This is a genomic window from Leifsonia sp. McL0618 (assembly GCF_049994905.1).
Lineage (GTDB): Bacteria > Actinomycetota > Actinomycetes > Actinomycetales > Microbacteriaceae > Diaminobutyricibacter.
This window is the reverse complement of sequence record NZ_CP188258.1, coordinates 2,609,604-2,632,491: the sequence shown is the minus strand read 5'-3', so window position 1 is coordinate 2,632,491 and position 22,888 is coordinate 2,609,604. Positions and strand designations below refer to the sequence as shown.

The 22,888-nt window shown below is 67.6% G+C and carries 23 protein-coding genes; 9 read left to right on the top strand and 14 right to left on the bottom strand.

The window, feature by feature from the left end:
• Nucleotides 1-204 precede the first annotated feature (204 nt).
• Nucleotides 205-2,760, top strand: a complete 2,556-nt coding sequence (locus tag ACPPVQ_RS12640; RefSeq protein ID WP_426515450.1) for an ATP-dependent Clp protease ATP-binding subunit — start codon at nt 205-207, stop codon at nt 2,758-2,760.
• Nucleotides 2,761-2,900: 140 nt separating this feature from the next.
• Here the strand turns inward: ACPPVQ_RS12640 and ACPPVQ_RS12635 are convergent, their stop codons facing one another.
• The 7 genes from ACPPVQ_RS12635 to ACPPVQ_RS12605 all read right to left on the bottom strand — a co-directional run bounded on the left by ACPPVQ_RS12635 (nt 2,901) and on the right by ACPPVQ_RS12605 (nt 8,657).
• Nucleotides 2,901-3,317, bottom strand: a complete 417-nt coding sequence (locus ACPPVQ_RS12635) for an SHOCT domain-containing protein (RefSeq protein ID WP_426515449.1) — start codon at nt 3,315-3,317, stop codon at nt 2,901-2,903.
• A 146-nt stretch (nt 3,318-3,463) separates the two neighbouring features.
• Nucleotides 3,464-3,745, bottom strand: a complete 282-nt coding sequence (locus tag ACPPVQ_RS12630; RefSeq protein WP_426515448.1) for a hypothetical protein — start codon at nt 3,743-3,745, stop codon at nt 3,464-3,466.
• Nucleotides 3,746-3,897: 152 nt separating this feature from the next.
• Nucleotides 3,898-4,710, bottom strand: coding sequence for an ABC transporter permease (locus ACPPVQ_RS12625; protein ID WP_426515447.1), 813 nt, complete (start codon nt 4,708-4,710; stop codon nt 3,898-3,900).
• A complete protein-coding gene (locus ACPPVQ_RS12620) occupies nt 4,710-5,582 on the bottom strand; it encodes an ABC transporter permease (protein ID WP_426515446.1) in 873 nt (290 codons plus the stop codon). The genes ACPPVQ_RS12625 and ACPPVQ_RS12620 overlap by 1 nt, the downstream gene beginning before the upstream one ends.
• Nucleotides 5,561-6,760 (bottom strand): ABC transporter substrate-binding protein, encoded by a 1,200-nt coding sequence (locus ACPPVQ_RS12615; protein ID WP_426515445.1) that lies wholly within the window; start codon nt 6,758-6,760, stop codon nt 5,561-5,563. The genes ACPPVQ_RS12620 and ACPPVQ_RS12615 overlap by 22 nt, the downstream gene beginning before the upstream one ends.
• 102 nt (nt 6,761-6,862) lie before the next feature.
• Nucleotides 6,863-7,999 carry an ABC transporter ATP-binding protein gene (locus tag ACPPVQ_RS12610; protein WP_426515444.1) on the bottom strand — a complete coding sequence of 379 codons (1,137 nt, stop codon included), beginning with the start codon at nt 7,997-7,999 and terminating at the stop codon, nt 6,863-6,865.
• A gap of 169 nt (nt 8,000-8,168) precedes the next feature.
• Nucleotides 8,169-8,657 (bottom strand): hypothetical protein, encoded by a 489-nt coding sequence (locus ACPPVQ_RS12605; RefSeq protein WP_426515443.1) that lies wholly within the window; start codon nt 8,655-8,657, stop codon nt 8,169-8,171.
• 117 nt (nt 8,658-8,774) lie between these two features.
• Here ACPPVQ_RS12605 and ACPPVQ_RS12600 point away from each other — a divergent pair, with 117 nt between their 5' ends.
• The gene (locus ACPPVQ_RS12600) at nt 8,775-9,788 is read left to right on the top strand and encodes a PHP domain-containing protein (RefSeq protein WP_426515442.1); all 1,014 of its coding nucleotides are present in this window, start codon (nt 8,775-8,777) and stop codon (nt 9,786-9,788) included.
• A 6-nt stretch (nt 9,789-9,794) separates the two neighbouring features.
• On the opposite strand, the gene ACPPVQ_RS12595 is transcribed toward ACPPVQ_RS12600, so the two are convergent.
• Entirely contained in the window at nt 9,795-10,046 is a 252-nt protein-coding gene (locus ACPPVQ_RS12595; protein ID WP_426515441.1) for a hypothetical protein, read from the bottom strand.
• Nucleotides 10,047-10,172: 126 nt separating this feature from the next.
• The gene (locus tag ACPPVQ_RS12590; protein WP_426515440.1) at nt 10,173-13,481 is read right to left on the bottom strand and encodes a glucodextranase DOMON-like domain-containing protein; all 3,309 of its coding nucleotides are present in this window, start codon (nt 13,479-13,481) and stop codon (nt 10,173-10,175) included.
• Nucleotides 13,482-13,619: 138 nt separating this feature from the next.
• Here ACPPVQ_RS12590 and ACPPVQ_RS12585 point away from each other — a divergent pair, with 138 nt between their 5' ends.
• Nucleotides 13,620-13,952, top strand: a complete 333-nt coding sequence (locus tag ACPPVQ_RS12585; RefSeq protein WP_426515439.1) for a hypothetical protein — start codon at nt 13,620-13,622, stop codon at nt 13,950-13,952.
• On the opposite strand, the gene ACPPVQ_RS12580 is transcribed toward ACPPVQ_RS12585, so the two are convergent.
• From ACPPVQ_RS12580 to ACPPVQ_RS12570, 3 genes are all read right to left on the bottom strand, one after another.
• Nucleotides 13,945-14,316 carry a hypothetical protein gene (locus ACPPVQ_RS12580; RefSeq protein WP_426515438.1) on the bottom strand — a complete coding sequence of 124 codons (372 nt, stop codon included), beginning with the start codon at nt 14,314-14,316 and terminating at the stop codon, nt 13,945-13,947. The genes ACPPVQ_RS12585 and ACPPVQ_RS12580 overlap by 8 nt on opposite strands.
• A gap of 141 nt (nt 14,317-14,457) precedes the next feature.
• On the bottom strand, nt 14,458-14,580 hold the full coding sequence (ykgO, locus tag ACPPVQ_RS12575; protein ID WP_426515437.1) for a type B 50S ribosomal protein L36: 123 nt from the start codon (nt 14,578-14,580) through the stop codon (nt 14,458-14,460).
• 66 nt (nt 14,581-14,646) lie between these two features.
• Entirely contained in the window at nt 14,647-15,780 is a 1,134-nt protein-coding gene (locus ACPPVQ_RS12570; protein WP_426515436.1) for an NYN domain-containing protein, read from the bottom strand.
• A 141-nt stretch (nt 15,781-15,921) separates the two neighbouring features.
• Here ACPPVQ_RS12570 and ACPPVQ_RS12565 point away from each other — a divergent pair, with 141 nt between their 5' ends.
• Complete coding sequence (locus ACPPVQ_RS12565) at nt 15,922-17,421, top strand: FAD-dependent oxidoreductase (protein WP_426515435.1); 1,500 nt, start codon at nt 15,922-15,924, stop codon at nt 17,419-17,421.
• Nucleotides 17,422-17,434: 13 nt separating this feature from the next.
• On the opposite strand, the gene ACPPVQ_RS12560 is transcribed toward ACPPVQ_RS12565, so the two are convergent.
• On the bottom strand, nt 17,435-17,773 hold the full coding sequence (locus tag ACPPVQ_RS12560) for a hypothetical protein (protein ID WP_426515434.1): 339 nt from the start codon (nt 17,771-17,773) through the stop codon (nt 17,435-17,437).
• A gap of 102 nt (nt 17,774-17,875) precedes the next feature.
• Here ACPPVQ_RS12560 and ACPPVQ_RS12555 point away from each other — a divergent pair, with 102 nt between their 5' ends.
• Together ACPPVQ_RS12555 and ACPPVQ_RS12550 are read left to right on the top strand one after the other, a co-directional pair.
• The gene (locus tag ACPPVQ_RS12555) at nt 17,876-18,868 is read left to right on the top strand and encodes a nucleoside hydrolase (RefSeq protein ID WP_426515433.1); all 993 of its coding nucleotides are present in this window, start codon (nt 17,876-17,878) and stop codon (nt 18,866-18,868) included.
• Between the two features lie 95 nt (nt 18,869-18,963).
• Nucleotides 18,964-19,758, top strand: coding sequence for a class I SAM-dependent methyltransferase (locus tag ACPPVQ_RS12550; protein WP_426521256.1), 795 nt, complete (start codon nt 18,964-18,966; stop codon nt 19,756-19,758).
• A 39-nt stretch (nt 19,759-19,797) separates the two neighbouring features.
• Here the strand turns inward: ACPPVQ_RS12550 and ACPPVQ_RS12545 are convergent, their stop codons facing one another.
• On the bottom strand, nt 19,798-20,439 hold the full coding sequence (locus ACPPVQ_RS12545) for a hypothetical protein (RefSeq protein WP_426515432.1): 642 nt from the start codon (nt 20,437-20,439) through the stop codon (nt 19,798-19,800).
• Nucleotides 20,440-20,551: 112 nt separating this feature from the next.
• On the opposite strand from ACPPVQ_RS12545, the gene ACPPVQ_RS12540 reads away from it, so the two are divergent.
• The 3 genes from ACPPVQ_RS12540 (at nt 20,552) to ACPPVQ_RS12530 (ending at nt 22,876) form a co-directional block, all read left to right on the top strand.
• Nucleotides 20,552-21,400: an MIP/aquaporin family protein gene (locus tag ACPPVQ_RS12540; RefSeq protein WP_426515431.1), complete on the top strand. Its 849-nt coding sequence runs from the start codon at nt 20,552-20,554 to the stop codon at nt 21,398-21,400.
• Between the two features lie 73 nt (nt 21,401-21,473).
• The gene (locus ACPPVQ_RS12535) at nt 21,474-21,662 is read left to right on the top strand and encodes a hypothetical protein (protein ID WP_426515430.1); all 189 of its coding nucleotides are present in this window, start codon (nt 21,474-21,476) and stop codon (nt 21,660-21,662) included.
• On the top strand, nt 21,623-22,876 hold the full coding sequence (locus ACPPVQ_RS12530; RefSeq protein WP_426515429.1) for a glutamate decarboxylase: 1,254 nt from the start codon (nt 21,623-21,625) through the stop codon (nt 22,874-22,876). The genes ACPPVQ_RS12535 and ACPPVQ_RS12530 overlap by 40 nt, the downstream gene beginning before the upstream one ends.
• Nucleotides 22,877-22,888: the final 12 nt, after the last annotated feature.

The following is a 22,888-nucleotide window of genomic DNA, read 5'->3' as shown; positions in this document are numbered from 1 at the left end:
ATCGCTCCGAACCAGTTCCGACATGGAAATAACGATAACCCATATTTGCGTTTATCCGATAAGTGCAAATAAGGAAGGATCGCGTTTGCGCTCCTCGTGTTTTTCGCGACGCGCGACATTGAGCGTATTTCGCGGGAATAACCGCACGTCCCGGTTGTTGAAGTTGAGCGTACACGACTCAACTTTCAAGAACCAGGAGATCTCGTGCCCGACAACTTCACTCCCGAAGGCGACGCAGGCAACTCGTTCGACGAGTTCCTCGCGCGTTACCTCGCGGGTGAGCGCGCGCGTTCCGCGCGCTCGATCGACATCAGCCGCTTCCTCAGCCGCCGCACCCAGGAGATCCTGGCGGAGGCCGGACGGTTCGCACTCGAGCACGGCCACCGCGAGCTGGACTCCCTGCACATCCTCCGCGTGATGGTCGAGCAGGAGCCCGCAGCCGACGCGATGCGCCGGATCGGCGTCGACCCTGCGACCGTGGCGGCGGCCGCCGAGCAGCGGCTCCCGCAGAGCGGCGACCTCGTCGACGCGGACTCCGCGTCGATCACGCCATCCGCCCAGCGCGCGCTGTTCCACGCCTACCAGGTGGCCCGCGCATCCGGTGCCACCTACATCGACCCCGAGCACCTCTTCTTCGCGCTCGTGCTCGTGCAGGACTCGCCTGCCGGCCAGGTGCTGCAGTCCGCCGGCGTGACCGCTGAGGCGCTCACCTCGGCGATGCGGCAGACCACCAGCGTCGGGCCCGACGGCTCGCCCGCACCCGACAGCGGTGCCGAGGCGTCCCCGATGCTCGACCAGTTCGGCACCGACCTGACCGCGCTCGCCCGTGACGGCAAGCTCGACCCGGTGATCGGCCGCCTCGACGAGATCGAGCAGACCGTCGAGATCCTCTCCCGGCGCACCAAGAACAACCCGGTCCTCGTCGGCGAGGCCGGCGTCGGCAAGACGGCCATCGTCGAAGGGCTCGCCCAGGCGGTCGTCGACGGCGCCGTGCCCGACCAGCTGAAGGGCAAGCGCGTCATCGCGCTCGACCTGCCCGGAATGCTGGCCGGCACCCGCTACCGCGGCGACTTCGAGGAGCGGCTCACCAAGCTGATGGATGAGGTCGGCGCCCGGCGTGACGAGCTCATCGTCTTCATCGACGAACTGCACACGGTCGTCGGCGCGGGCGGATCGGGTGACGGCGGCGGCATGGACGCCGGCAACATCCTGAAGCCCCGCCTCGCCCGCGGCGAGCTGCACCTCGTCGGCGCGACCACTCTCAAGGAGTACCGCCGCGTCGAGAAGGACCCGGCGCTGGAGCGCCGGTTCCAGCCGGTGACCGTCGGCGAGCCCAGCATCGAAGACGCCGTACTCATCCTCTCTGGCCTGCGCAAGGTCTACGAGGAGCACCACGGCGTGACCTACACCGACGATGCCGTGCGCTCAGCCGTCGAACTGTCGGCGCGCTACGTGTCCGATCGGTTCCTGCCCGACAAGGCCATCGACCTGATCGACCAGGCCGGCGCCCGGCTGCGCCTGTCGCTCGGCAAGCGGGTTGATGCATCCGCCCTGCTCGAGCGCCTCGCCACCCTGGAGGCCGAGAAGAACTCGGCCGTCACGGCGGAGCACTACGAGGACGCCTCACGCCTGCGCGACGAGATCGACGGCGTGCAGCGCGAGCTCGACACGATGAGCACGAAGCCGCAGGCGGAAGCCGTCGTCGGTGAGCCGGAGATCGCCGCGGTGATCTCGCGTGCCACCGGCATCCCGGTCAGCCGCATCGGCGAAGCCGACCGTGAGCGCCTGGCGCGACTCGAGACCGAGCTGCACCAGCGCGTCGTCGGACAGGACGACGCGGTCACCGCGGTCGCCAAGGCTGTCCGGCGCAACCGCACCGGTCTGGGTGACCAGCACCGGCCGGTCGGCAGCTTCCTGTTCCTCGGCCCGACCGGTGTCGGCAAGACGGAGCTCGCGAAGGCTCTCGCCGCGTCGCTGTTCGGAGACGAGAAGGCGATGCTGCGGTTCGACATGAGCGAGTTCGGCGAGCGGCACACGGTCGCCCGTCTGGTCGGTGCCCCTCCGGGATACGTCGGCTACGACGAGGCCGGCCAGCTCACCGAGCGCGTACGCCGCAACCCGTACTCGGTCGTACTGTTCGACGAGATCGAGAAGGCGCACCCCGACGTGTTCAACGTGTTGCTGCAGGTGCTCGACGACGGACGCCTCACCGATGGCCAGGGTCGTACGGTCGACTTCCGCAACACGGTCGTCATCATGACCTCGAACCTCGGTTCGGAGTTCCTCGCGTCGCGAAGCGGTGCGCTCGGGTTCGTGCCCGTCGGGGCATCCGGTGACGCCGGCGGCTTCGCTTCGGAGAAGGACCTGCGCGACCGCGTCATGGGCAAGCTGCGCGAGGCGATGCGCCCCGAATTCCTGAACCGCATCGACGAGATCGTGCTGTTCCGCAAGCTGGACACCACCCAGCTGCGCGACATCGTTCGCCTGCTGCTCGCGGCTACCGCTGCGCGGCTCCAGCAGCGGGATGTCGGGTTCGAGGCGACGGATGCTGCGGTCGCGTGGATCGCCGAGAACGGTTACGAGCCCGAGTACGGCGCCCGTCCACTGCGCAGGCTCATCCAGCGCGAGCTCGACGACCGCATCGCCGACCTGCTTGTCAGCGGTGAGCTGGTCGACGGCGGGGCGGTGCACGTGGATGCGCGCGACGGCGAGCTGTTCGTTGTCGCAGAGCCCCGCGTCGCGCTTCCCGCCGCCGCGTAGGCCTCACTCACGGACGGGGTGTGCGGGTCGATCCCGACCCGCACACCCCGTCCGCACAGCCCATCGAAAACAGGGTTGTTCCCGAGAAGAGCTTGTCTCTTCGGGAACAACCCTGTTTTCGTAGAAGCGGGCGACCCGGATCAGACGGTTGGCGCAGCGGGCGCCGCGGGGGCGCCCGACTTGGCCAGGGCGTTGGCTTTCAGGTTCTCGAACTCGGCCTGGGTGAGGGCGCCGGAGTCGAGGAGCGCTTTCGCCTTGGCGATGTCGTCGGCCGGCGACGAGGTCCCGGCAACGGTGCGGATGTAGCTGTTGGTGTCGGACTGCGCAGCCTGGATGGCTTCACGCTGCCGTTCGGCCATTCCGCGCCCACGCGCGATCAGGTAGACGAGGGCGGTGAGGAACGGCAGGAAGATCAGGAAGATGACCCACACGGCCTTCCACCATCCGTTGAGCTTGTGGTCGCGCATGAGGTCCCCGATGATCGAGAACAGGATCATCAGGTAGGCGATGAAGACGAAAGTCCAGAAGAAGAAGGAGACGAAATCCCAGAAGTTCACGGGGGTTGACCTTTCGAACGATGCGGACCCGACAGAAGCGCCAGTCGCTCGAAGGTATCCGGGGTCACGCCATCCGGGCATCACCCTCATCGGGTGATGTCGGGCAGAGGCCCGATCCTGCGATCAGCGGATGCCCGGGTCGCCGCTCAGGTCAGGCGCACGTTGTGGCGCCGGAGCACCGCATCCCGCTCGCTCTTGAGCGACCGCAGGGTGTCTTCGTCGAGGCCCGGTTCGATCAGATCGACGAATGGGCTCCCCAGGCCGGTGCGCTGGTGCACCGCCTCGGTATAGGCGTTCGCGGCGGCCTGCACGCGGGCGCTCGCCTTGTGTGCGCGCTTGACGGGGACACGGGGAGCACCCATGACCTCGGCGTGTTTCTTCAGTGCCTTGATGAGGTCTTTGAGTGCGCGATCGATCTTCTTGGACACCTGCTCATTGTGGCGCATAAGGGGGCCACGAACCTAGCGCGCTGCGGCCCGGAAAGGCCGCGGACGCCGTCGAGCACAGGAAAAAGCAGCCCCGTCCGCGCGCGAAAGCGGGCCCTTTCCTGTGCTCGACGCTCCGATGGGCAGACGCAGCGCTAGACGCGGCTGGTTGCGGAGTCACCGGAGAAACGCTGGGCGAGCCAGACCGGGATGACCGCGACGACGACCAGCACGGCGGCGACAACGTTCACCACGGGGGCCTGGTTGGGGCGGAACAGGTTGCTGAAGATCCACAGGGGCAGGGTCTGGATGGCCGGCCCGGCCGTGAACGTCGTCACGACGATCTCGTCGAAGCTCAGCGCGAACGCCAGGACAGCGCCGGCGATGAGGGCTCCGCGCACATCCGGGAAGGTCACCCGCCAGAAGGTCTGCCAGCCGGATGCACCGAGGTCGGCCGACGCGTCTTCGAGCGAAGTTCCCACCCGACGCAGGCGCGCCTGCACATTGTTGTAGACGATGACGATGCAGAACGTCGCATGTCCGATGATGACGGTCGCGAGCCCCAGCGCGACGCCGAACGGCCCGAGCACCTGCACGAAGGTCGCGTTGAGTGCGATGCCTGTGACGATGCCCGGCAAAGTGATCGGCAGAATGACCAGGAAGCTGATCGTGCTCTTGCCGAAGAACGCGAACCGCTGCACGGCGAAGGCCGCCATCGTGCCGAGGAGCAGTGCGATGACCATCGCGCACAGCCCCGCGATCATCGATGTTCCCAGTGCGCTCAGCGCTCCGCCGCTCTGCGCCGCCGTCTGCCACCATTCCAGCGTGAACGAGGTCGGAGGAAAGCCGAACGTGCGCGAGCTGTTGAAGGAGTTCAGCACGATGAGGGCCAGCGGGATGTACAGGAGGGCGAGCCCGATCACCATGCAGATGGTGAGGATCACGCGCAGCGAGAGGGGCAGTTTCATCAGACGTTCTCCAGGGCACCGGTGCGGCGCATCGCGAACAGGTAGAGCACGATGGCGACGAGCGGGATGAGCGAGAGGGCGGCCGCGAACGGCTGGTTGTTGGCGGTGACGAGCTGGCCGTAGATCAGGTTCGCCAGCAGCTGGGTCTTGCCTCCGACGATCCCGACCGCGATGTAGTCGCCGAGGGTCAGCGAGAACGTGAAGATCGAGCCGGCCGCGATCGCCGGGAACACGAGCGGCAGCGCCACCGAGCGGATCGTGCGCCACGTGCTCGCGCCGAGGTCGAAGCTCGCCTCGACGAGTGAGTCGGACACCCGGTCGAATCCGGCGTACACCGGGATGATCATGTACGGCAGCCAGAGGTAGGCGAGCGTGATGATGGTCGCGGTGAGCCCGTAGCCCGGGGTGTTCCCGCCCGTCACGGCCGCGAGCGGACCGTTCGGCGCGAGGATGACGCGCCACGCGTACGCCTTCACCAGGTAGCTCGCCCACAGCGGGGTCGTCACGGCGACGACGAGCGCGATGCGACCGCGCTGCGAGGCGACCTTGCTCATGAAGAGCGCCATCGGCACGGCGATCACAACGTCGATCACCGTCACCGTGATGGCGACCAGGATGGTGCGCAGCGCGACCTCGCCGAACAGCGGATCGGTGAACAGCCGGGTGATGTTGTCGAGCGTGAAGGTGTGGACGACGGCGCCCGTGAAGTCGTCGACCGTCCAGAACGCCGACACGAGCATGACCGCGATCGACCCGAGGTACATCACCACGAGCCAGAGCAGCGGGACGCTGAGAAGCAGCGCCAGCCGTGCCCTGGGCCTCGTGGAGAGGTAGCTGGGTCGCCTTGCGGCTAGCCCTTGATCTGCTGCCACGCGTTCACCCAATCGGTGTACGAGGTGCAGTCACTGCCCTTGCCGTCGACGCAGTCCTTGGTCGGGGTCGTCCAGTACGCGATCTTCTTCGCGTAGGCGGCGTCGGTGGCGTGGTAGGTGGTGCAGAAGTTCGGGTCCGACGTCTCCTTGCAGGCGAGCGTCTGGGCGGGCGCCTCACCGAACCATTCGGCGACCTGGGCGTTGACCTTCGGCGACGTGATCCAGTTCATCCACTGGTACATGCAGTTGGGGTGCTTCGCCTTCGTCGAGACCATCCAGGTGTCGGACCATCCGGTCGCGCCTTCCTTCGGGATGACGGTTTCGACTTTGACCTTCTTGTCGGAGTTGATCAGGTTCGCGATGACCTGCCAGGTGGTGCCGACGACAGACGTGCCCGACTCGAACGCCTGGACTTCCTTGGTGTAGTCCGACCAGTATTCGCCGATGTTCGCGTTCTGGTTCTTGAGCACGGCGACCGCGGCAGCGAGCTGCTTGGCCGTGAGGGAGTACGGGTCGGTGATGCCCAGCGACGGCTTCGTCGCCTTCAGGTAGAGCGCGGCGTCAGCGATGTAGATGGGGGAGTCGTACGCGGTGACCTTGCCCTTGTACGTGCTCGAGTCGCTGAAGACGGCCGACCAGGAGGTGGGGGCCGGGTTCACGGTCGACGGTGTGTACATGAGCAGGTTGGCGCCCCATCCGTGGGGGATGCCGTACATCTGGCCGTTGACCGAGTTCCAGTTGCCCTTCTTCAGGAAGGGCGAGATCGTCGAGTAGTTGGGAACGAGCTTCGTGTTGACCGGGGCCACGTCGCCCGCATAGATCAGACGCAGCGTCGCGTCACCCGACGCGGAGACGCCGTCGTACTGCCCGGTGCGCATGAGCTGCACCATCTCGTCGGAGGTGGCGCCGTAGGTGGTGTGGACCTGGCATCCGGTCTGGGCTTCGAACGGGTGCACCCAGTCGACCGTCTTGTCGTTGGAGCCGTCTTCGGCGTAGCCCGCCCACGCGATCAGGTTGAGCTGTCCCTCGCCGGCGCCGACGGAGGACTGCATCTTCTCCTTCGGCGGCTGGGCCCGGGTGCCCGACGTGGTCGCGCTGGACGAACATCCGGACAGGAGCATGGTGGCGGCGAGCAGTACTGCTGCGCCGGCGCTCGCTGTGCGATACATCGTCTTCATGATGTGCCTCTCGTTTTCTGCTGTGGGGGTGCTGTTCGGGTGTGCTGCCGGTGTCGTTCTGTGGTGCGGTGATGCGGTGTTTCGGGTTCGATCGGGTTTGGCTCAGTCCGAGATGCGGCGCAGGGCTGCATCCGGCCAGTGCACTGTCACTTCGCTCCCGCGCTGGATGCGCGGGTCGAGGCCGCCGGTGGCGTTCAGCACGGTCGCACTGAGCGCGAGACCTGCCGGGCCTTCGGTGACGATGCGGGTGACCGAGCCGGCGTAGACGACGTCGCGCACGATCCCGTCGGCGCGCATGGCCCCGGTCGGCACAGGCTCGCCGCGATGCGTGATGGCGACCTTCTCCGGACGTACGGCGAATGAACCCTGCAGTCCGAAGACCGACTGGGCCGCATCCGCGTTGATGAAGTTGGAGGAGCCGACGAATCCTGCGACGAACGCGGTCGCGGGATGCTCGTATACGTCGCGCGCGTCTCCCAGCTGTTCGATGCGGCCGTTGTTGAACACGGCGAGCCGGTCGCAGAGGGTGAGGGCTTCATCCTGATCGTGCGTGACGAAGACGAACGTGATGCCGATGTCGCGCTGGATGGCTTTGAGCTCGAGCTGCATCTGTTCGCGCAGCTTGAGGTCGAGCGCGCCGAGGGGCTCGTCGAGCAGCAGCACACGCGGACGTTTCACGAGGGCGCGCGCCAGGGCGACGCGCTGCCGCTGGCCGCCGGAGAGCTGGTTGGGTTTGCGCTCCCCGAACCCGCCGAGGCGCACCATGTCGAGGGCTTCACCGACGCGACGGGTGCGTTCGGCTTTCGGGACTTTGTCGACGAGGAGTCCGTACTCGATGTTCTTGGCGACCGACATGTGCGGGAAGAGTGCGTAGTCCTGGAAGACCGTGTTGACGTCCCGGCGGTAGGAGGGAAGCGCGGTGGAGTCGGTGCCGCCGAGGAAGACGGCTCCGGATGTCGGGGTCTCGAAGCCGGCGATCATGCGCAGCACGGTCGTCTTGCCGGAGCCGGACGGCCCGAGCATGGCGAAGAACTCCCCGTCGTAGACGTCGAGATCGACGTTGTCGACGGCGGTGACCGCCCCGAAGGTCTTGCGGAGTGACCGCAGAGAGATCTGTGCCGTGCGGGAGTCCTGGGCTCCGCCCGCGGTTTCCTTCGAGTCTGTTCGGGTCGGCTCGCTGGTCGTAGCACCTGCTGATTCCGAAGGTATTTCGGGGTCTGCAGTGCGGAATTCGGTCATTTCACTCTTCTGGGGGACGGTTTCGGTGGTCGGAATGAAAGTAATGCAATCACGCGCCCCGGATGCCGTCAAGCAACGCCGCGCCCGGTCTGATCACGATCGGTCAACTTTTGTCGCGCGCCGGACCTCGAGGCGACAAAAGACGGCCGACCGGTGAGGATGACCCGGGTCATACGCTCGCGGCCTCCCGGGTGACCTCGCGGCGCACGAGCCGCCGGATCACCCAGATGCCCACCGCGACGCCGAGCACCGCGACGACGACGATCACCGCAGGCGGCATCCGCAGGTCGATCGCCGCGACGATGCAGAAGCCGTCGAAGAGCGAGATCATCACGAAGCCGACGTGCCCGAGGAACGCCTTGCGCCAGCCCGGTCGCTGCCGCGCGAGTGAGCGGCGGGCCTGCTCGACACGGATGATCAGGTAGACGGCCAGCAGCGACAGGATGCCGAACGCGATGCGCTTCGTGACGGTGAGCGTCGACCAGTCGAGCACGACCACTGCGATCAGGCACACCATCGCCGCGTCGATGAGCGCGTCGAAGGAGACGAACCGCCCCGACCGGGACGATGCGGGCAGTGTCGCCATGACCAGGCATCCGAAGACGAAACCGGCGACGGCGAATGATGCGTGAAGGACGATAAGGCTCGTGTGCAGCACTGGGCACCTCCTGCGCACACGCTAGACCCGGGCAAGCGGGCGGCGAAAGTGCACCGCCATCAAGGCCGCGGGAGGCCTGTGAGCTCGGGAGTATGAGCACGGGTGCAAGATGGAGCAGTGGATGCTGCTGACGCCCTGAACGAGATCGCCTTCTGGCTCGAACGCGAGCTTGCCCCCACCTTCAAGGTGCAGGCGTTCCGCAAGGCCGCAGCCATCATCGCAGGGCTCGATGCGGATGAGGTGGCCGAGCGGACGCGCGACGGCCGCCTGAAATCCATGAAGGGCATCGGCGACAGCTCGTTCGCCGTCGTCAGCCAGGCGGTGGATGGCGCGGTCCCCGACCGCCTCGCAACCCTGCGTGAACGGAACACGCACCCTCTCGCATCCGGTGGCGCCGACCTTCGGTCACAGCTGCGTGGCGACCTCCACAGCCACAGCGACTGGTCCGACGGAACGACCTCGATCGAGCTGATGGTCGACGGCGCACGCTTTCTCGGTCGCGAATACCTGGCGCTCACCGACCATTCGCCGAACCTCACGGTCGCCAACGGACTGACGCCGGAGCGGCTGAGGGAGCAGCTCGACGTCGTGGCCGGCCTCGGCGAGACCGGCGTCAGGGTCCTCACCGGCATCGAAGTCGACATCCTCGAGGGCGGCGACCTCGACCAGCAACCGGAACTGCTGGACCGGCTGGATGTGGTGGTCGCCAGCGTGCACTCGAAGCTGCGCGCCGACTCGATCGTCATGACGCAGCGGATGCTCGGAGCCATCCGGGACCCGCACACGAACGTTCTCGGGCACTGCACCGGCCGGCTGGTCTCCGGCTCTCGCGCGCCGCGGCCCCCATCGGAGTTCGACGCCGCCAGGGTGTTCGCCGCCTGCGCAGAAAACGACGTCGCGGTGGAGATCAATTCGAGGCCGGAGCGGCAGGACCCGCCCGACGACCTCATCCAGCTGGCCCTCGCGGCGGGCTGCCTGTTCAGCATCGACAGCGACGCCCACGCGCCAGGACAGCTCGACTTCCTGTCGTACGGCGCTGAGCGGGCGGCAGCGAACGGTGTGCCCGCCGAGCGCATCATCACGACGTGGCCGGTCGATCGTCTCCTCGACTGGACCCGCGCGAACCGGTAACCAGGGTCAGGCGTCCTGCCGCAGGTCCTCTGTGGTCAAAGGGATGGTCGCGAGGTACGGGTACGCCGGCATCATCGAGTAGTCCGCCTCGTCTTCGAGCTGGTAGACGTCGTAGGCCAGCGCTCCGCAGAACGTGGTCGCGACACGGATCTGCCCGGGCGGGCATCCGCCGATCAGTGGCACGAGCACGACGCTGTCGAGGGTCAGCCCGTCCTCGTAGAGGAGGGCCGCTTTGATGGTTCGCGATGAAGCGTCCATGCCGCGCAGCATAATCCCGCCGGACCGTCGCTCTGCGGCGCCTCGCCGCGCCACACACCGTCGAGCACAGGAAAAAGCACCCCAAATCTCGCGATTGGGGTGCTTTTTCCTGTGCTCGACGGTCGGCTAGGGCACGGTCAGGCCGTGGACGACGACGGGGGTGTGGATGAGGAAGTTCAGTTCGTCGGACTGGGTGAAACCGGCCGGCGCGATCGTGTCCATCACCTTCGGGACCGCGTTCGGGTCGCCGGCGCACAGCGGGTTCGACACACCGGAGCCGCACACGCCGAAGCTGTATGCGCCCGGCGTGCTGGTGAAGCTCCTGGTCTGGTCGACGCCGTGTGTTCCGTCCTGGCCGGTCAGGGTCACCGCGAACGTCCATCCGCTCGCCGGAGTGCCGCCCAGGGCCGTCTTGTCGACGCTGAAGGTGATGTATCGCGAGACCTGGTTCGCGTTCACGGTGACCGTGCCGGTCGAGGTGCCGGAGGCATCCACGATCTTGCTCCCGGGGAAGCCCTGCGCTTCGATCAGCCGGCTCCACGCGGGGGAGACCTGGTAGTTCATACCCGGGTAGCTCGACGCCGTCGATGTGCTCGCGGAGCCTGGCTGGCCGACGTAGACGTCGACGAGCTGTGCTCCGTTCGTGGACCCGAAGGTCGGCGTGAGATCTGCGGTCTGCACGCGGAACGTCACCGTGCTCCCGGTGTCGTAGACCTGGAACTTCGTCAGGTCGAACGCGCCGGGTTTGAAGTCGCCCGACGTGGGATACGCGTACGTTCCCGGCCCGTTGTCGTCGCCGGTCGGGTCGTCGGCGGTGTAGATCAGCGTGCCGTTGACGACGTCGTTGACGACGGAACGCACGGTCTGTGCCGTCCCGCCGTTCGGTGCGGTGCTCGACACGACCAGCACGTTCGTCCCGGCGGCCGCCGTGAGGTCGATGCTGAACGATCCGTCGTTCCCGACTGTGGCCATGGTGTGGGTCGTGGCCGAGTTGCCGTCCGTGGCGACATCCGCCACATCGATGGTTGCATTCCGTACCGCCGTACCGGTGACGGTGATCGTCGAGCCGGCCGCCGTGCCGTCGGTCGGCGCCGTCACCGTGAGTGCGGTCCCCTTCTGGGTGTGCTTCACATACCGGTCGCGCACCTCTGCGGGCTGTTCGACGCTCCGGCCCGCGGCCAGGTCGGCCGTCAGCCGCACCTGCGAGGCGGAGCCCCACGAGAGCGGGGAGGCCGACCCGTCGGCTTCGCCGTTCACGAACCCGATGGATGCGGTGGCCGGGTCAGACCCGTACGGCGCCCGGGCGAGGTCCGGCTGGTCCCACACCTGCTCGGGCACGAGCCCGGCGCCGGAGTTCATCGCGTTGATGGCGACCAGCACCGATGCCGCATTTCCGGACTGGCCCTGCGCGAGGTACTGCTGCGCACGCTCGGCACCGAGCACGGGCCACGGGTGGCCGGTGCCGCTGTTCCCGTTCGTCCACGGCGCCCCGGTGATGGTGCAGGCGTTGCCGGAGCCCGCGACGCAGTCGCCGTATCCGTCGCCGTTGTAGCGCATCCAGCCGGGGCCGTTGGCCGTCTGATGCTTGATGGTCCCGTCGGTGACGGCCAAAGAGTCGGCGATCACCGGATCGCTCGCGGGCAGGATGCCGAGCCGCACGTATTCGAGGAACCCGGCGTCGACGATCGAACGCTGATCGAGTGTCGGGCCGCCGTTGCCCACGTTGTAGGAGATCGCGGCGTTCGGGTCACCGGTCTTGGAGAGACGGATGAAGTAGGGCGACGTCGACAGGGTTCCCGTCGTCGTGACCCCCCAGGCCTTGATGGTGCGCTGGTACTGGTCGGCGGTTGCGCGCCACGTCCTGGCGCTCGCCGCATCCCCGTGCGCGTCGGCGATCGTCGCTGCGGCGATCAGGCCGGCGATCTCGGCGGCGATGGTGGAGGGGGAGTAGCCCGTCTGCTCCTCCCAGCGCTCGACGCCGAAGCTCGGACCGTGGCTGATCAGGAAGTTCGCCGCGCTCCTGATGTGCGGCCACAGGGTGTTGTCGGCGGCGAGTCCGGACTGGAGGGCCATCAGGATGGGGTACGACGTCTCATCGAGCTGGTCGTTGAACGCATCCGCCGCCTTCGTGCCGTCGACGAGCGAGTTGCGCGGCTGCGACCCGTTGGCCTGCTGGCTCTTCGTCAGCAGGAAGCGCACGGTGTCGCGTGCCGTCGCGAGGTCGCCGTCGGTGTACAGGGCCGTCCATGCCTCGTACAGGTCGCGCGAGAAGACTTCGCGGTAGCCGCTCGTGAACAGGTTGTTGGGGTCGTTTGCGACGATGGACTGGCCCCAGGGTGCGTCGAGGCCGGCCACGATCGCGCCCGGGTAGGTCTTGTCTTCCGATGCCTTGACGACGTTCGCCGACTGGTAGTAGTCGACGAGCGCTGTCGCACGCTGGCTGCTGGTCAGGCCCTTTCCGGTGAGGTCTGGGCGCTTGAGGCCTGCGTCGTATTTCGCCCAGCCGCCGAGGTAGGTCGCGGTGAGCTGTGCGAGCGAACCCTGCAGCGTCGATCCTGCCGTCGCTACGGCCGCCGCCTGCGTCGTGCCGAAGCCGAGGGCGATCGTGGCGGATCCGCTGTGGTCGCGCGCAACGCCGACGGTCTGCTCGACGTTGCCGCCGGTGGCGGTCTCCGTCGCGGGGCTGAGCGCATGGATGCTGTCGAGCTGCGTGATCGAATCGCTCGCGGTTCCGACGAAACCGCTGCTCACAGCCGAGAACGGCTGGTCTGCCCGCAGGGCGAGGAACGAGGGGACGGCGTACGCCGTGCGATTCGCCTGGCTGGTGGTGTGCGTGTCGTAGGTGACCGGCACGGGCGTTCCGGTCGAGGTGTCGACGACGGCGTTGTCGGCGCCGCCGTTCGCGGTCCCGCCGCCCCCGTTGCCGCCGGCGTTCGCATCCAGCCGCAGGTACAGCGAGTAGTTGTGTGCGCTCTCCGTCAGCGGAACGTACGTCGTGTGCGCAACGACGCTGTCGCGAGCCGGGTCGGTGAGGTAGGTGGTGACGAGCCGGTATGCGCCGCTCTTCGCCGTCGAGGTCACCGTGCAGGTCATCCCGGTCGGGTCGGAGGCGACCGTGTAGGTCGTGTCACGTTCCTGGAGGTCGGCGAAACTCGCGCCGTCGGTGACCAGGTACTGCATGGTTTCGACGTTGGTCGCATCCACCGTCGGCGCGTACACGTCGCTCAGGATGCCGTTCGCCACCGTGAACCAGATCTTCGATCCGGTGTTGCGGGCGGTGCCGACGCAGTCCTTGCGCGACTGGCCCTGGTGACTGACCGCGCCGGGCGAACCGGTCGCCTCGGTGGCCGCCACGGCACTGACCGAACTGAGGCCGATGGTGGCGAGCGCAAAGGTGGTGATGGCAACGGGCAGGACGAAACGGCGACGGATCACGGTCTGACTCCTTCGAGGTCAGCTCCCCTGCTGACACATCAGTGCCGACCGTACGCCCTGACCGGCATTGGAGACAACCATCAAGGCGTACTATGCGCAGCGGATACCAGTCCGCACACCCGAACAGAAGGAACTGCAGTGATCACGCTCTCCTGGCTCCTGCTCATCGGCCTCGTCGGTGGCGTACTCGCCGTCATCGATGGTGCCGCCCGCACCCGTGGGCGCGGAACACCCATCCTCGCCGTCATCGAGATCATCGCCGGGGCGCTTTTCGTGCTGTCGCTGTTCTTCCCGGCCATCCCGTTCGGCGCAGTGACACTCGCGGTGATCACGCTGATCGTGCTGGTGGTTCAGCTCGTGCTGCCCGGCAAGCGTCGTGGAGTCGGCGCGATGACGATCGTCGCCCTCATCCTCACCGCAGCGTGGATCGTTCTCGCCCTGCACTGGGTGGTGATCCCGGGGGTCAACTGACCGCGGGCGGTCGTCGCCTTTTCTTCGCGACGGTGCCTTCAGGAATCTCTTCGCGGATCTCCGCGCGGATGTCGTCGTCGAGGCGCAGTCCTGCCGACGAATTCGACGATTCGGTGAGGAGCATCAGCCAGTCTTTGTTGATCGGAGGCATCTGGCTCCCGGTATACCGGAAGAGCAGGCTCTGCGACGGGTCGATCCAGGCGGTGGTGGCGACGCCGTCGCCGCCTCCCATCGTGCGGTCGATCCACGTCATCAGGAAGCCTTCGCGCCGGCGCAGTTTCAGGCCGATGACGATCTGGAGGTGTGCGAGCACGCGGTCGTCGAACGTGAACTCGGCGGTGCCGTTGTAGACGAGCGTGCCCATGCTGCCCTCGATCCGATCCGACGATCCGAATGCTAGTCGAGGAGATCGCCTCTGCGCGCCCCCCAAAAAAGCGTCGAGCACCGGGTTGTTCCCGTTGTCAAGCGGTCGTGACGGGAACAACCCGGTGCTCGGGCGAATGCGTCAGCCCTGGCGGGCCTTGAAGCGTGGGTTCAGCTTGTTGATCACGAACGTGCGGCCGCGGCGGCGCACGACCTGGGACCCCTGCTGGGTCTTCATCGAACTGAGCGAGTTGCGTACCTTCATGGTGGATTCCCTTCCGCTGATGAGAACGATTCTCAATGCGGATTTGTTCCACCGCCGGGCGGGCGCTCAGGCGTCTGCGCGATCCGCCGCCAGTCTCATGAGCCGCGTCGTGCTCGATTCGTCGAGTTCCGCGATGTCGGGTCGCGATTTCACGAAGTCGGAGAACGACCGGAACCCGAGTGTCTTCTCGCTGAACGACGGATCCATCCGCTTCATCTGCGTCTTGACCGACGAGCTGTGCAGCCAGTCCGCGTCGTCCTTCTCGTGGCCGAGGCGCAGGGCCCGCTCGAGCAGGCGCGAGGCGACGGCTTGCGGGTCTTCCGCGGGTTCTTCGACCTCGGGCTCCAGCTCTACCGACTCCACGGTCTCGGCAGGACCGCCCAGGCGAGCCCTGCGACGGGACCGCGCAGGGGCCGCGGCGGCGGGTTCGGCCACCGGCTCGACCGACGCGGCGACCGTTTCTGCCGCCCCGGATGCTGAACCGGCGCCCGATTCGGCCGAACCGGAGGCGGCCTCGGCCGGCTCGGATGCTGCACCGGCCGCCTTCTTCGCGCCACCCCGGCCTTTCGCCGGTGCCGCCGCTGCGGGGGCGGCTGCCGGCTCTGCGGCCTTGGCCGCCTCGCGCTTCAGCGGCACAACGCCCGGCAGGTCGTCGTAGTTGACGAATTCGTCGCAGGCGGCGGCCAGGGTCTTGCTGGTCGAGCCGGCCATCCCGACTCCGACGACGTAGCGGCCGAGCCGCTTGCAGCGCTGCGCGAGGGCGATGTAGTCGGAGTCGCCCGCGACGATGACCACATGGGTCAGGTCGGGGAGCCGGAACAGGTCTTCGACGGCGTCGACGGCGAGGCGGATGTCGGCCCCGTTCTTCGCGTAGGCGGCTGCCGGGAACAACTGCACCAGGTCCACCGCCCGCCCCACCAGCTGCCCACGGTATTCGGCGTTCATCGGCGTCGACCAGTCCGCGTAGGCACGCGTCAGCACGAGCGTGCCGAACGACGAAGCGAAGTCGATCACGGCGCCGAGGTCGACCGTTGCCCTGGCCAGGCGTTCTGCGACGTCGGGATCGGCATTGCGGCCCGCCGCGATCTTCGCCTTGTCGCGCTGGAACGCGTTGCGGCCGTTCACCTGGTCGTACCGGGACAGGATGATGTTGTCGAAGTCGATGTAGACGGCGACGCGGCCGTCACCCGGTTCAGCCATGGGTCCTCTTCTCGCCAGCGCGTATGCGTGGGTCCAGTCTGGCCGATGTTTGCACCGAGAGGGACCGTTCGGCACCGATCAGGCGTACCGTGCCGCATGAGGCCCAGTGCCGCACGGGCCGTCCGAGGCAGGAGGGCCGCCATGACATCGCTCTGGCTGGCGCGCGCGGGCCGTGCCAACACCGATCCGTACCCCGCAGGCGAACACGTCGACACGATCGTCGTCGGCGCGGGGATCACGGGGCTCACGACCGCGCTCATGCTGTGCAGGTCTGGCATGCGCGTGGCCGTGCTGGAGGCGCGGCAGATCGGCGCTGCCGCCACCGGCAACACGTCGGCCAAGCTCAGTCTGCTGCAGGGGGACGTGCTGGGGAGCATCCGCCACCACATGAACGACAGTGTGCTCCGTGCATACGTCGACGGCAATCTCGCCGCGCGCCGCTGGCTGCTCGACTATCTGGACGTTCGTTCCGTCGAGGTGCAGCACCGCGACGCGTACACCTTCGCGACGACCGACGACGGTCTTGTCCTCCTGGATGCCGAACTCGCCGCAGCTCGCGCGGCCGGACTCTCGGTCGAACGGGACGACGACACGGAACTGCCGTTCCCGGTCAGGGGCGCGCTGCGTCTTCGCAACCAGGCGCAGTTCGACCCGATGGATGTGCTGCTCGCGCTGGCGGACGACGTGCGGGCGGCGGGCGGCCTGGTGGTCGAAGGCGAGAGAGTGGTCGCGGTCGACGCGGGCAATCCGGCGACGGTGAGTACGGCATCCGGCCCGATGACGGCGGATGCAATTGTGCTGGCGACCGGTGCGCCCATCCTCGAGCGCGGGTTGTACTTCGCCAAGACCGAGGTGCGTCGTTCGTACGTCGTCGCGCTGCTCGTGCCGGGTGGTCCGGATGCCATCCCTCGCGGCATGTACCTGTCGATCGAGCGACCGACGCATTCGCTGCGCACGGCGCCCGATCCCGGCGGCGAACTCTTGCTGGTGGGAGGCAACGGGCATCCGACAGGTCGCGTCGAATCCGAGCGGGCGTACGTCGACGCCCTCGCGCAGTGGGGCATCGACGCTTTCCCCGGTGCCGTGGAGACGCAACGCTGGTCGGCGCAGGACTACCGCGCAGCCAACCTCGTGCCGTTCGTCGGCTGGCTGCCACGGGGCCGGGGCCGCGTGTACCTCGCGACCGGGTACAACAAATGGGGGATGACGAACGGCGTCGCGGCCGCACTCAGCCTGACCGCCGACCTGACCGGCCAGACGCTCGACTGGGCGAGGGAGCTGCACCACCGGCGCACGCATCCTGCCGACCTGGTGGCCGGGATCGCGATGAACGCAAAAGTGGGGACGACGATGACGAAGACGTGGGTGGCCGCCGAGACGACGGCGCCCGACATCGCCGAAGAGATGAGCCCGCCCGCGGAAGGCACCGGACACGTCGGGCACGCCGGGCGGCATCCGATCGCTGTGTCCACCGTCGGGAGCCGCACCTGCGCGCTCTCGGCGGTGTGCACCCACCTCGGCGGCATCGTGCACTGGAACGATGCCGAACTCTCGTGGGACTGCCCGCTGCACGGGTCGCGTTTCGCACCGGACGGCGACGTGCTCGAGGGTCCGGCCACCGAATCGCTGCGTCAGGCGTGACCGCCCGGGCGGATCACCGGTGTCGGGCGCGTTCCCGCCCCATCCAGATTGCGCCTCCTGCATGCTTCCCGACCGGGGTCGCACGCGGCGAAGGGTTCTCGAGCACCTGGTCGAGGGGCGAGGCCTTCTGCAGCTGGGCGAGCGCCGCCTCGAACTGACGGTGGTAGCTCCGCCTGCCGGGGCGACAGATCTCCGTGACCTCGAACATCCCGTCGACCCGTTGCACGAAGCCGAGCAGGGACCGGGGGTCGGCGTCGTCGCCGCCCGCAAGACTCACTCGCCATTCGGAGGCGGAGATTTCGATGACATCGACCCCGAAGTCGGCATATGTCTGGAGTGTTCGGTGTCTCATGATGGTCACTCAACTCCCATCGGCCGCGTGCGGGCAGGGGTTGACATCGCGACATTTCGGTTGGCCGCAGAATAGGAACCTGAGCCGAGGAGACGAGACGCGATGACGCCTGAAGATGCTGGACCGACGCACGACACCCTGCCGACTGCTGTGACGCGACGACCGGTGTACTTCGACTGCGACACCGGCGTCGACGATGCCCTCGCGCTCGCCTATCTGTTGGCGTCCCCTGAAGTCGAACTCGTCGGCATCGGCTCGGTGAGCGGCAACACCGACGCGGCGCAGGCTGCACGCAACACGCTCGACCTGCTCGCGCTCGCGGGCCACCCCGAGATTCCGGTCGCGGTCGGTGCCCACGATCCGCTGGTCGGCACGTACGCGGGCGGGGCTCCGGAGGTGCACGGTGCGAACGGCATCGGAGGGGTCGAGCTTCCTCCGTCGGGGCTGGAGCCGGTCGACGAAGACGCGGCGAGCATGCTGGTCCGTCTCTCGCACGAATACGACGGGGAGCTGACTGTGCTCGCGGTCGGCCCGCTCGCCAACCTTGCGAACGCGCTCGAGCTCGACCCGAGCATTGCGTCACGGGTGCGCGAGGTGATCGTCATGGGCGGCGCCGTCTACGTTCCCGGAAACGTCGGCCCCGTCGCCGAGGCGAACGTCTGGCACGACCCCGAAGCGGCGCAAGCCGTCGTGGAGGCGGCCTGGCCACTCACCCTCGTGCCGCTCGACGTGACCCTGCAGCACCTGCTCGAAGAGCCCGACCGCGAGAGGCTGCTCGGGGCCGTGCATCCGCTGCCCCGGAGCCTGGGGACCATGCTGGAGCAGTACTTCGGCTACTACGTCTCGGTGCTCGGCCGACGTGGATGCGGACTTCACGATCCGCTCGCCGCCGCGATCGTGGCGGGCGGACTCGCCACTTCGCGGTCCTCGACGGTCGTCATCGAGGTGGATGTGACGGACGGCCCCGAACGCGGACGCACCCGCGCGGTCGACTCAGCGCCGACCGGCGCCTCGCGACCGGTGACGGTCGTGCTCGAGACCGACCGGCCGCTCGCACCGCATCTGCTCGAACGGGTGCTCGCCGAATTCGGCTGATCCTCCCGTCACCCTGGAGGAAAACTGACGAATTGTCGCCGAGACGGAGGAGACTGGAAGAGGCAGCAACCGCGCGGGGTGAGGAGGATGCCGTGATGCAGACAGGCGTGGCCGACACCTGGGAGCGTGGCGAAGGGTACGAGCGCTACGTCGGCCGCTGGAGCACCCGCGTCGCACGCGTGTTCCTCGATTGGCTGGGGCTTCCGCCCGGGCTGCGCTGGCTCGATGTCGGCAGCGGAACCGGCGCACTCACCGCCGAGATCCTCGACCGGTGCGCTCCGGAATCCGTGGTGGGTGTCGAGCCGTCCGACGGCTTCCTCGCCGACGCGAAGGGGCGGCTGGGCGACCGGGCCGAGTTCTTCACGGGCGCCGCGGAGGCGCTCCCGCTGCCCGACGCATCCGTCGATGTCACCGTGTCGGGGCTGGTGCTGAACTTCGTGCCGGATGCGCGCGCCGCCGTCGCCGAGGCGAAACGCGTCACCCGTGGCGGCGGCTCGATCGCCGCCTACGTGTGGGACTATGTGGGCCACATGCAGCTGATGCGGTACTTCTGGGACGCGGCGGTCGAACTCGACGCGCACGCCCCGGATGAGGGCGCCCGGTTCCCGATCAGCGACCCGGGGCGCCTGGAGGAACTCTTCGCGGGCGCCGGACTGACCGGCCCGCACGCGAGGTCCATCGACATGCCGACGACGTTCGCCGACTTCGACGACTACTGGCAGCCGTTCCTGTCCGGGCAGGGTCCGGCCCCGGCGTACGCGATGTCGCTGGATGAGGGGGCACGGGCGCGGCTGCGCGACCGCATCCGCGAACGGCTGCCGATCCGGGCGGATGGCACGATCCCGCTGGTCGCGCGCGCCTGGGCTGTGCGCGCATCCGTCGCCGCCTGACGCCCGGGCCCGATGGCCCGCCGCACAGAACATGTGCGCTCAGACGGAGCCCGGGGCAGGCACGCGCGCCGGCCGGCTCAGCAGGGCCGCGACGAGGAAGCAGGCTGCCCCGAACAGCGTGCCCGCGTTCGCCCAGAACATGCTCAGCAGGTCGCCGGTCGACGGTATGACGAACGCGCCGATCGCGGACAGCCCGAACAGCACCGATCCCGTCATGTTCAGCCACGTGCACTGCCAGGTGCGCGCCTGGGGATCCCAGAGCCGGTCGCGCTCCGTCGTCGCAACCACCGCGAACGCGCTCGAGATGAGGAAGCAGATCGACCCGAACACGTCCGGCCGCCAGCCGCTGTTGACGCGCGATGCGTCGTTGATGGAGTGAAGCAGTGCGTCGGTCGTGCTGATGTTGAAGAACAGCGTTCCGACGAACTGCACGGCAGCCGACCACCAGTCGAACGAGTTCGGGCGGTTCGTCGACCGGAGCGGCGGGCGCCGCCCGCTCAGGGCGAGTTGGATGATCGCCGCCGCCGTGAAGAACAGCGCGCCGATGAAGAAGGTCAGGTTGTCGATCGTCGTCCCGACCGCTCTGGCGTAGAGGGGCACGGCGCCGACCATGAAGAACAGCGAGCCGATCGCGAACCCCCACGCCTCGCGCCGGAGACGGAAAAACGGGTCAGCCGCCATGTCACACTCCCTGGGTCCGGCCGTTCCGGCCGAATCTATCCCGCTCGCTCCCGGCCGACATCATCCTGTCCGTATGATCGCGGGCGCGACCGCCGAGGACTAGGTTGTCGCCATGACCGACGAAAACGAACTCGACAAGCCGGCGAACGCGGTCCTCTCCGATCTGGTGCACGGTCGCATCACGCACCTGCCGGTCACCGTCGACCGGGCGATCGAAGACTTCCACGACACGTCCCAGGAGTGGCGGCGCCTCTTCTCCGAACTCCTCGGCACGTTCTTCCTCGTGCTGGTCGCTGCCGGTGGCGGCATGATGGGCCAGGCCTTCCCGAATACGATCAGCCGCACCGACGCGGTCGTCGCGCCCGGCCTGATGGTGTTCGCGATCATCCTGTTCATGGGCAAGGTGTCTGGCGCGCACCTCAATCCGGCCGTGAGCATCGCTTTCGCGCTGCGCGGCGACTTTCCCTGGTCGCGCGTGCCCGGCTACACCCTCGTGCAGCTGGGTGGCGCATCCCTCGCCGCCTGGTTCCTCACCGGAGTGCTGCCCGTCTCGGCGAAGTACGGCTCGAACTACCCGGCCACTGGCTACTCGGCCGGTATCGCGTTCGTCATGGAGCTGGTGCTGACGTTCGGTCTCGTCAGCGTCATCCTCGGCACAGCGTCGGGCGCCCAGAACCTCGGGATCATCGGCGCGTTCGGTGTCGGCGCCTACATCATGCTCGCCGGACTGTGGGCGAGCCCGATCTCAGGTGCCTCGATGAACCCGGCCCGCACCTTCGGCCCCGATCTGCTGGCGGGCGACTTCACGTCGTACTTGGTCTACGTGGTGGGGCCGATCGCCGGCGCCGTGGTCGCCGTCGGCACAGCGTTCCTGTTGCGTGGGCAGGGCGGGGGCGAATCCGGTTCGGGAGCCGCCCAGGGAGACCTCCACACGAAGGTCGCGAAACCCGGAAAGGCATGACGTTGCCCGAGGGGAGCCACATCACCCGCATGGGATGATGCCCCATCCGGCGCGACTTCATAGCGTGGCAGGCATGACGACTGCCACCAATACCCGCAAGACGGGCCACGTGCCCCACGCTTTCACCGGCATCGGCGACCAGAACCAGCTCAACCCGATCTTCGCCCGCGCGGGCGAGTCGACCGATTTTCCGCTCGACGCCCTTCCGCCGGGCGAATCGCTGTGCATGACGAAGCGATGCTCGACGGCAACTCGCGGCTGAACCTCGCGACGTTCGTCGGCACCTGGATGGACGGGTTCGCCAGCAAGATCTATGCCGAGTCGGCCGACAAGAACATGGTCGACAAAGACGAGTACCCGCAGACGGCCGCGATCGAGACCCGGTGCTGGAAGATGCTGGCCGGCCTCTGGCACGCTCCCGACCGGGAGAAAGCCATCGGCACCTCCACGATCGGTTCGTCCGAGGCGTGCATGCTCGCCGGCCTCGCCCTGAAGCGCCGCTGGCAGCTCGCACGCAAGGCGGAAGGCAAACCGGCGGACAAGCCGAACCTCATCCTGTCGAGCGCCGTGCAGGTCTGCTGGGAGAAGTTCTGCCACTACTGGGATGTCGAAGCCCGCTATGTTCCGATCTCGCTCGAACACAAAGTGCTCGATGGTCACGACCTCGACGCGTACGTCGATGAGAACACGATCGGCGTCGTTGCGATCATGGGTGTCACCTACACGGGCATGTACGAACCGGTCGAGAAGATCGCGCAGGCCCTCGACGCCATCCAGCAGTCGACCGGGCTGAACATCCCGATCCACGTCGACGGTGCGTCGGGCGGAATGATCGCGCCATTCCTGCAGCCCGACCTGATCTGGGACTTCCGGCTCGCGCGCGTCGCCTCCATCAGCACATCCGCACACAAGTACGGCCTGGTGTACCCCGGTCTCGGCTGGGTCATCTGGCGCACCGAAGACGACCTGCCCAAGGAGCTCGTCTTCGATGTCACGTACCTCGGCGGCCACATGCCGAGCTTCGCCCTCAACTTCTCACGACCGGGCGCCCAGGTGCTGCTGCAGTACTACCTGTTCCTCCGTCTCGGGTTCGACGGCTACTACCGCGTGCAGAAGGCGTCGCAGGATGTCGCGGTCTACCTCGCGAGCGAGATCGGCAGGATGCCCGCCTTCGAGCTCTGGAACGACGGGACCGACATCCCCGTGTTCGCCTGGCAGCTTCGCAAAGGCCACACAGACAAGTGGAACCTCTACCACCTGTCGGAGCGCCTGCGGCTGAAGGGCTGGCTGATCCCCGCTTACCCGATGCCCGACGACCTGACCGACGTCGTCGTCCAGCGCATCGTCGTGCGCAACGGACTCAGCCGTAACCTCGCCGAGAGCCTCGTCATCGATATCGCGGAGGCCGCCGCCTACCTCGATGCGCTCGAAGCGCCGATGCCGACGGAGGGGCAGGTTTCTGCGTTCACACACTGAACGGCGGAGGTC

Bases quoted from the DNA above. Each gene is read 5' to 3' on its own strand.
- ACPPVQ_RS12625 (WP_426515447.1), bottom strand. From the start codon at position 4,710: ATGAAACTGCCCCTCTCGCTGCGCGTGATCCTCACCATCTGCATGGTG.
- ACPPVQ_RS12615 (WP_426515445.1), bottom strand. From the start codon at position 6,760: ATGAAGACGATGTATCGCACAGCGAGCGCCGGCGCAGCAGTACTGCTC.
- ACPPVQ_RS12610 (WP_426515444.1), bottom strand. From the start codon at position 7,999: ATGACCGAATTCCGCACTGCAGACCCCGAAATACCTTCGGAATCAGCA.
- ACPPVQ_RS12595 (WP_426515441.1), bottom strand. From the start codon at position 10,046: ATGGACGCTTCATCGCGAACCATCAAAGCGGCCCTCCTCTACGAGGAC.
- ACPPVQ_RS12580 (WP_426515438.1), bottom strand. From the start codon at position 14,316: ATGGGCACGCTCGTCTACAACGGCACCGCCGAGTTCACGTTCGACGAC.
- ykgO (WP_426515437.1), bottom strand. From the start codon at position 14,580: ATGAAGGTACGCAACTCGCTCAGTTCGATGAAGACCCAGCAGGGGTCC.
- ACPPVQ_RS12570 (WP_426515436.1), bottom strand. From the start codon at position 15,780: ATGGCTGAACCGGGTGACGGCCGCGTCGCCGTCTACATCGACTTCGAC.
- ACPPVQ_RS12565 (WP_426515435.1), top strand. From the start codon at position 15,922: ATGACATCGCTCTGGCTGGCGCGCGCGGGCCGTGCCAACACCGATCCG.
- ACPPVQ_RS12560 (WP_426515434.1), bottom strand. From the start codon at position 17,773: ATGAGACACCGAACACTCCAGACATATGCCGACTTCGGGGTCGATGTC.
- ACPPVQ_RS12555 (WP_426515433.1), top strand. From the start codon at position 17,876: ATGACGCCTGAAGATGCTGGACCGACGCACGACACCCTGCCGACTGCT.
- ACPPVQ_RS12550 (WP_426521256.1), top strand. From the start codon at position 18,964: ATGCAGACAGGCGTGGCCGACACCTGGGAGCGTGGCGAAGGGTACGAG.
- ACPPVQ_RS12545 (WP_426515432.1), bottom strand. From the start codon at position 20,439: ATGGCGGCTGACCCGTTTTTCCGTCTCCGGCGCGAGGCGTGGGGGTTC.
- ACPPVQ_RS12540 (WP_426515431.1), top strand. From the start codon at position 20,552: ATGACCGACGAAAACGAACTCGACAAGCCGGCGAACGCGGTCCTCTCC.
- ACPPVQ_RS12535 (WP_426515430.1), top strand. From the start codon at position 21,474: ATGACGACTGCCACCAATACCCGCAAGACGGGCCACGTGCCCCACGCT.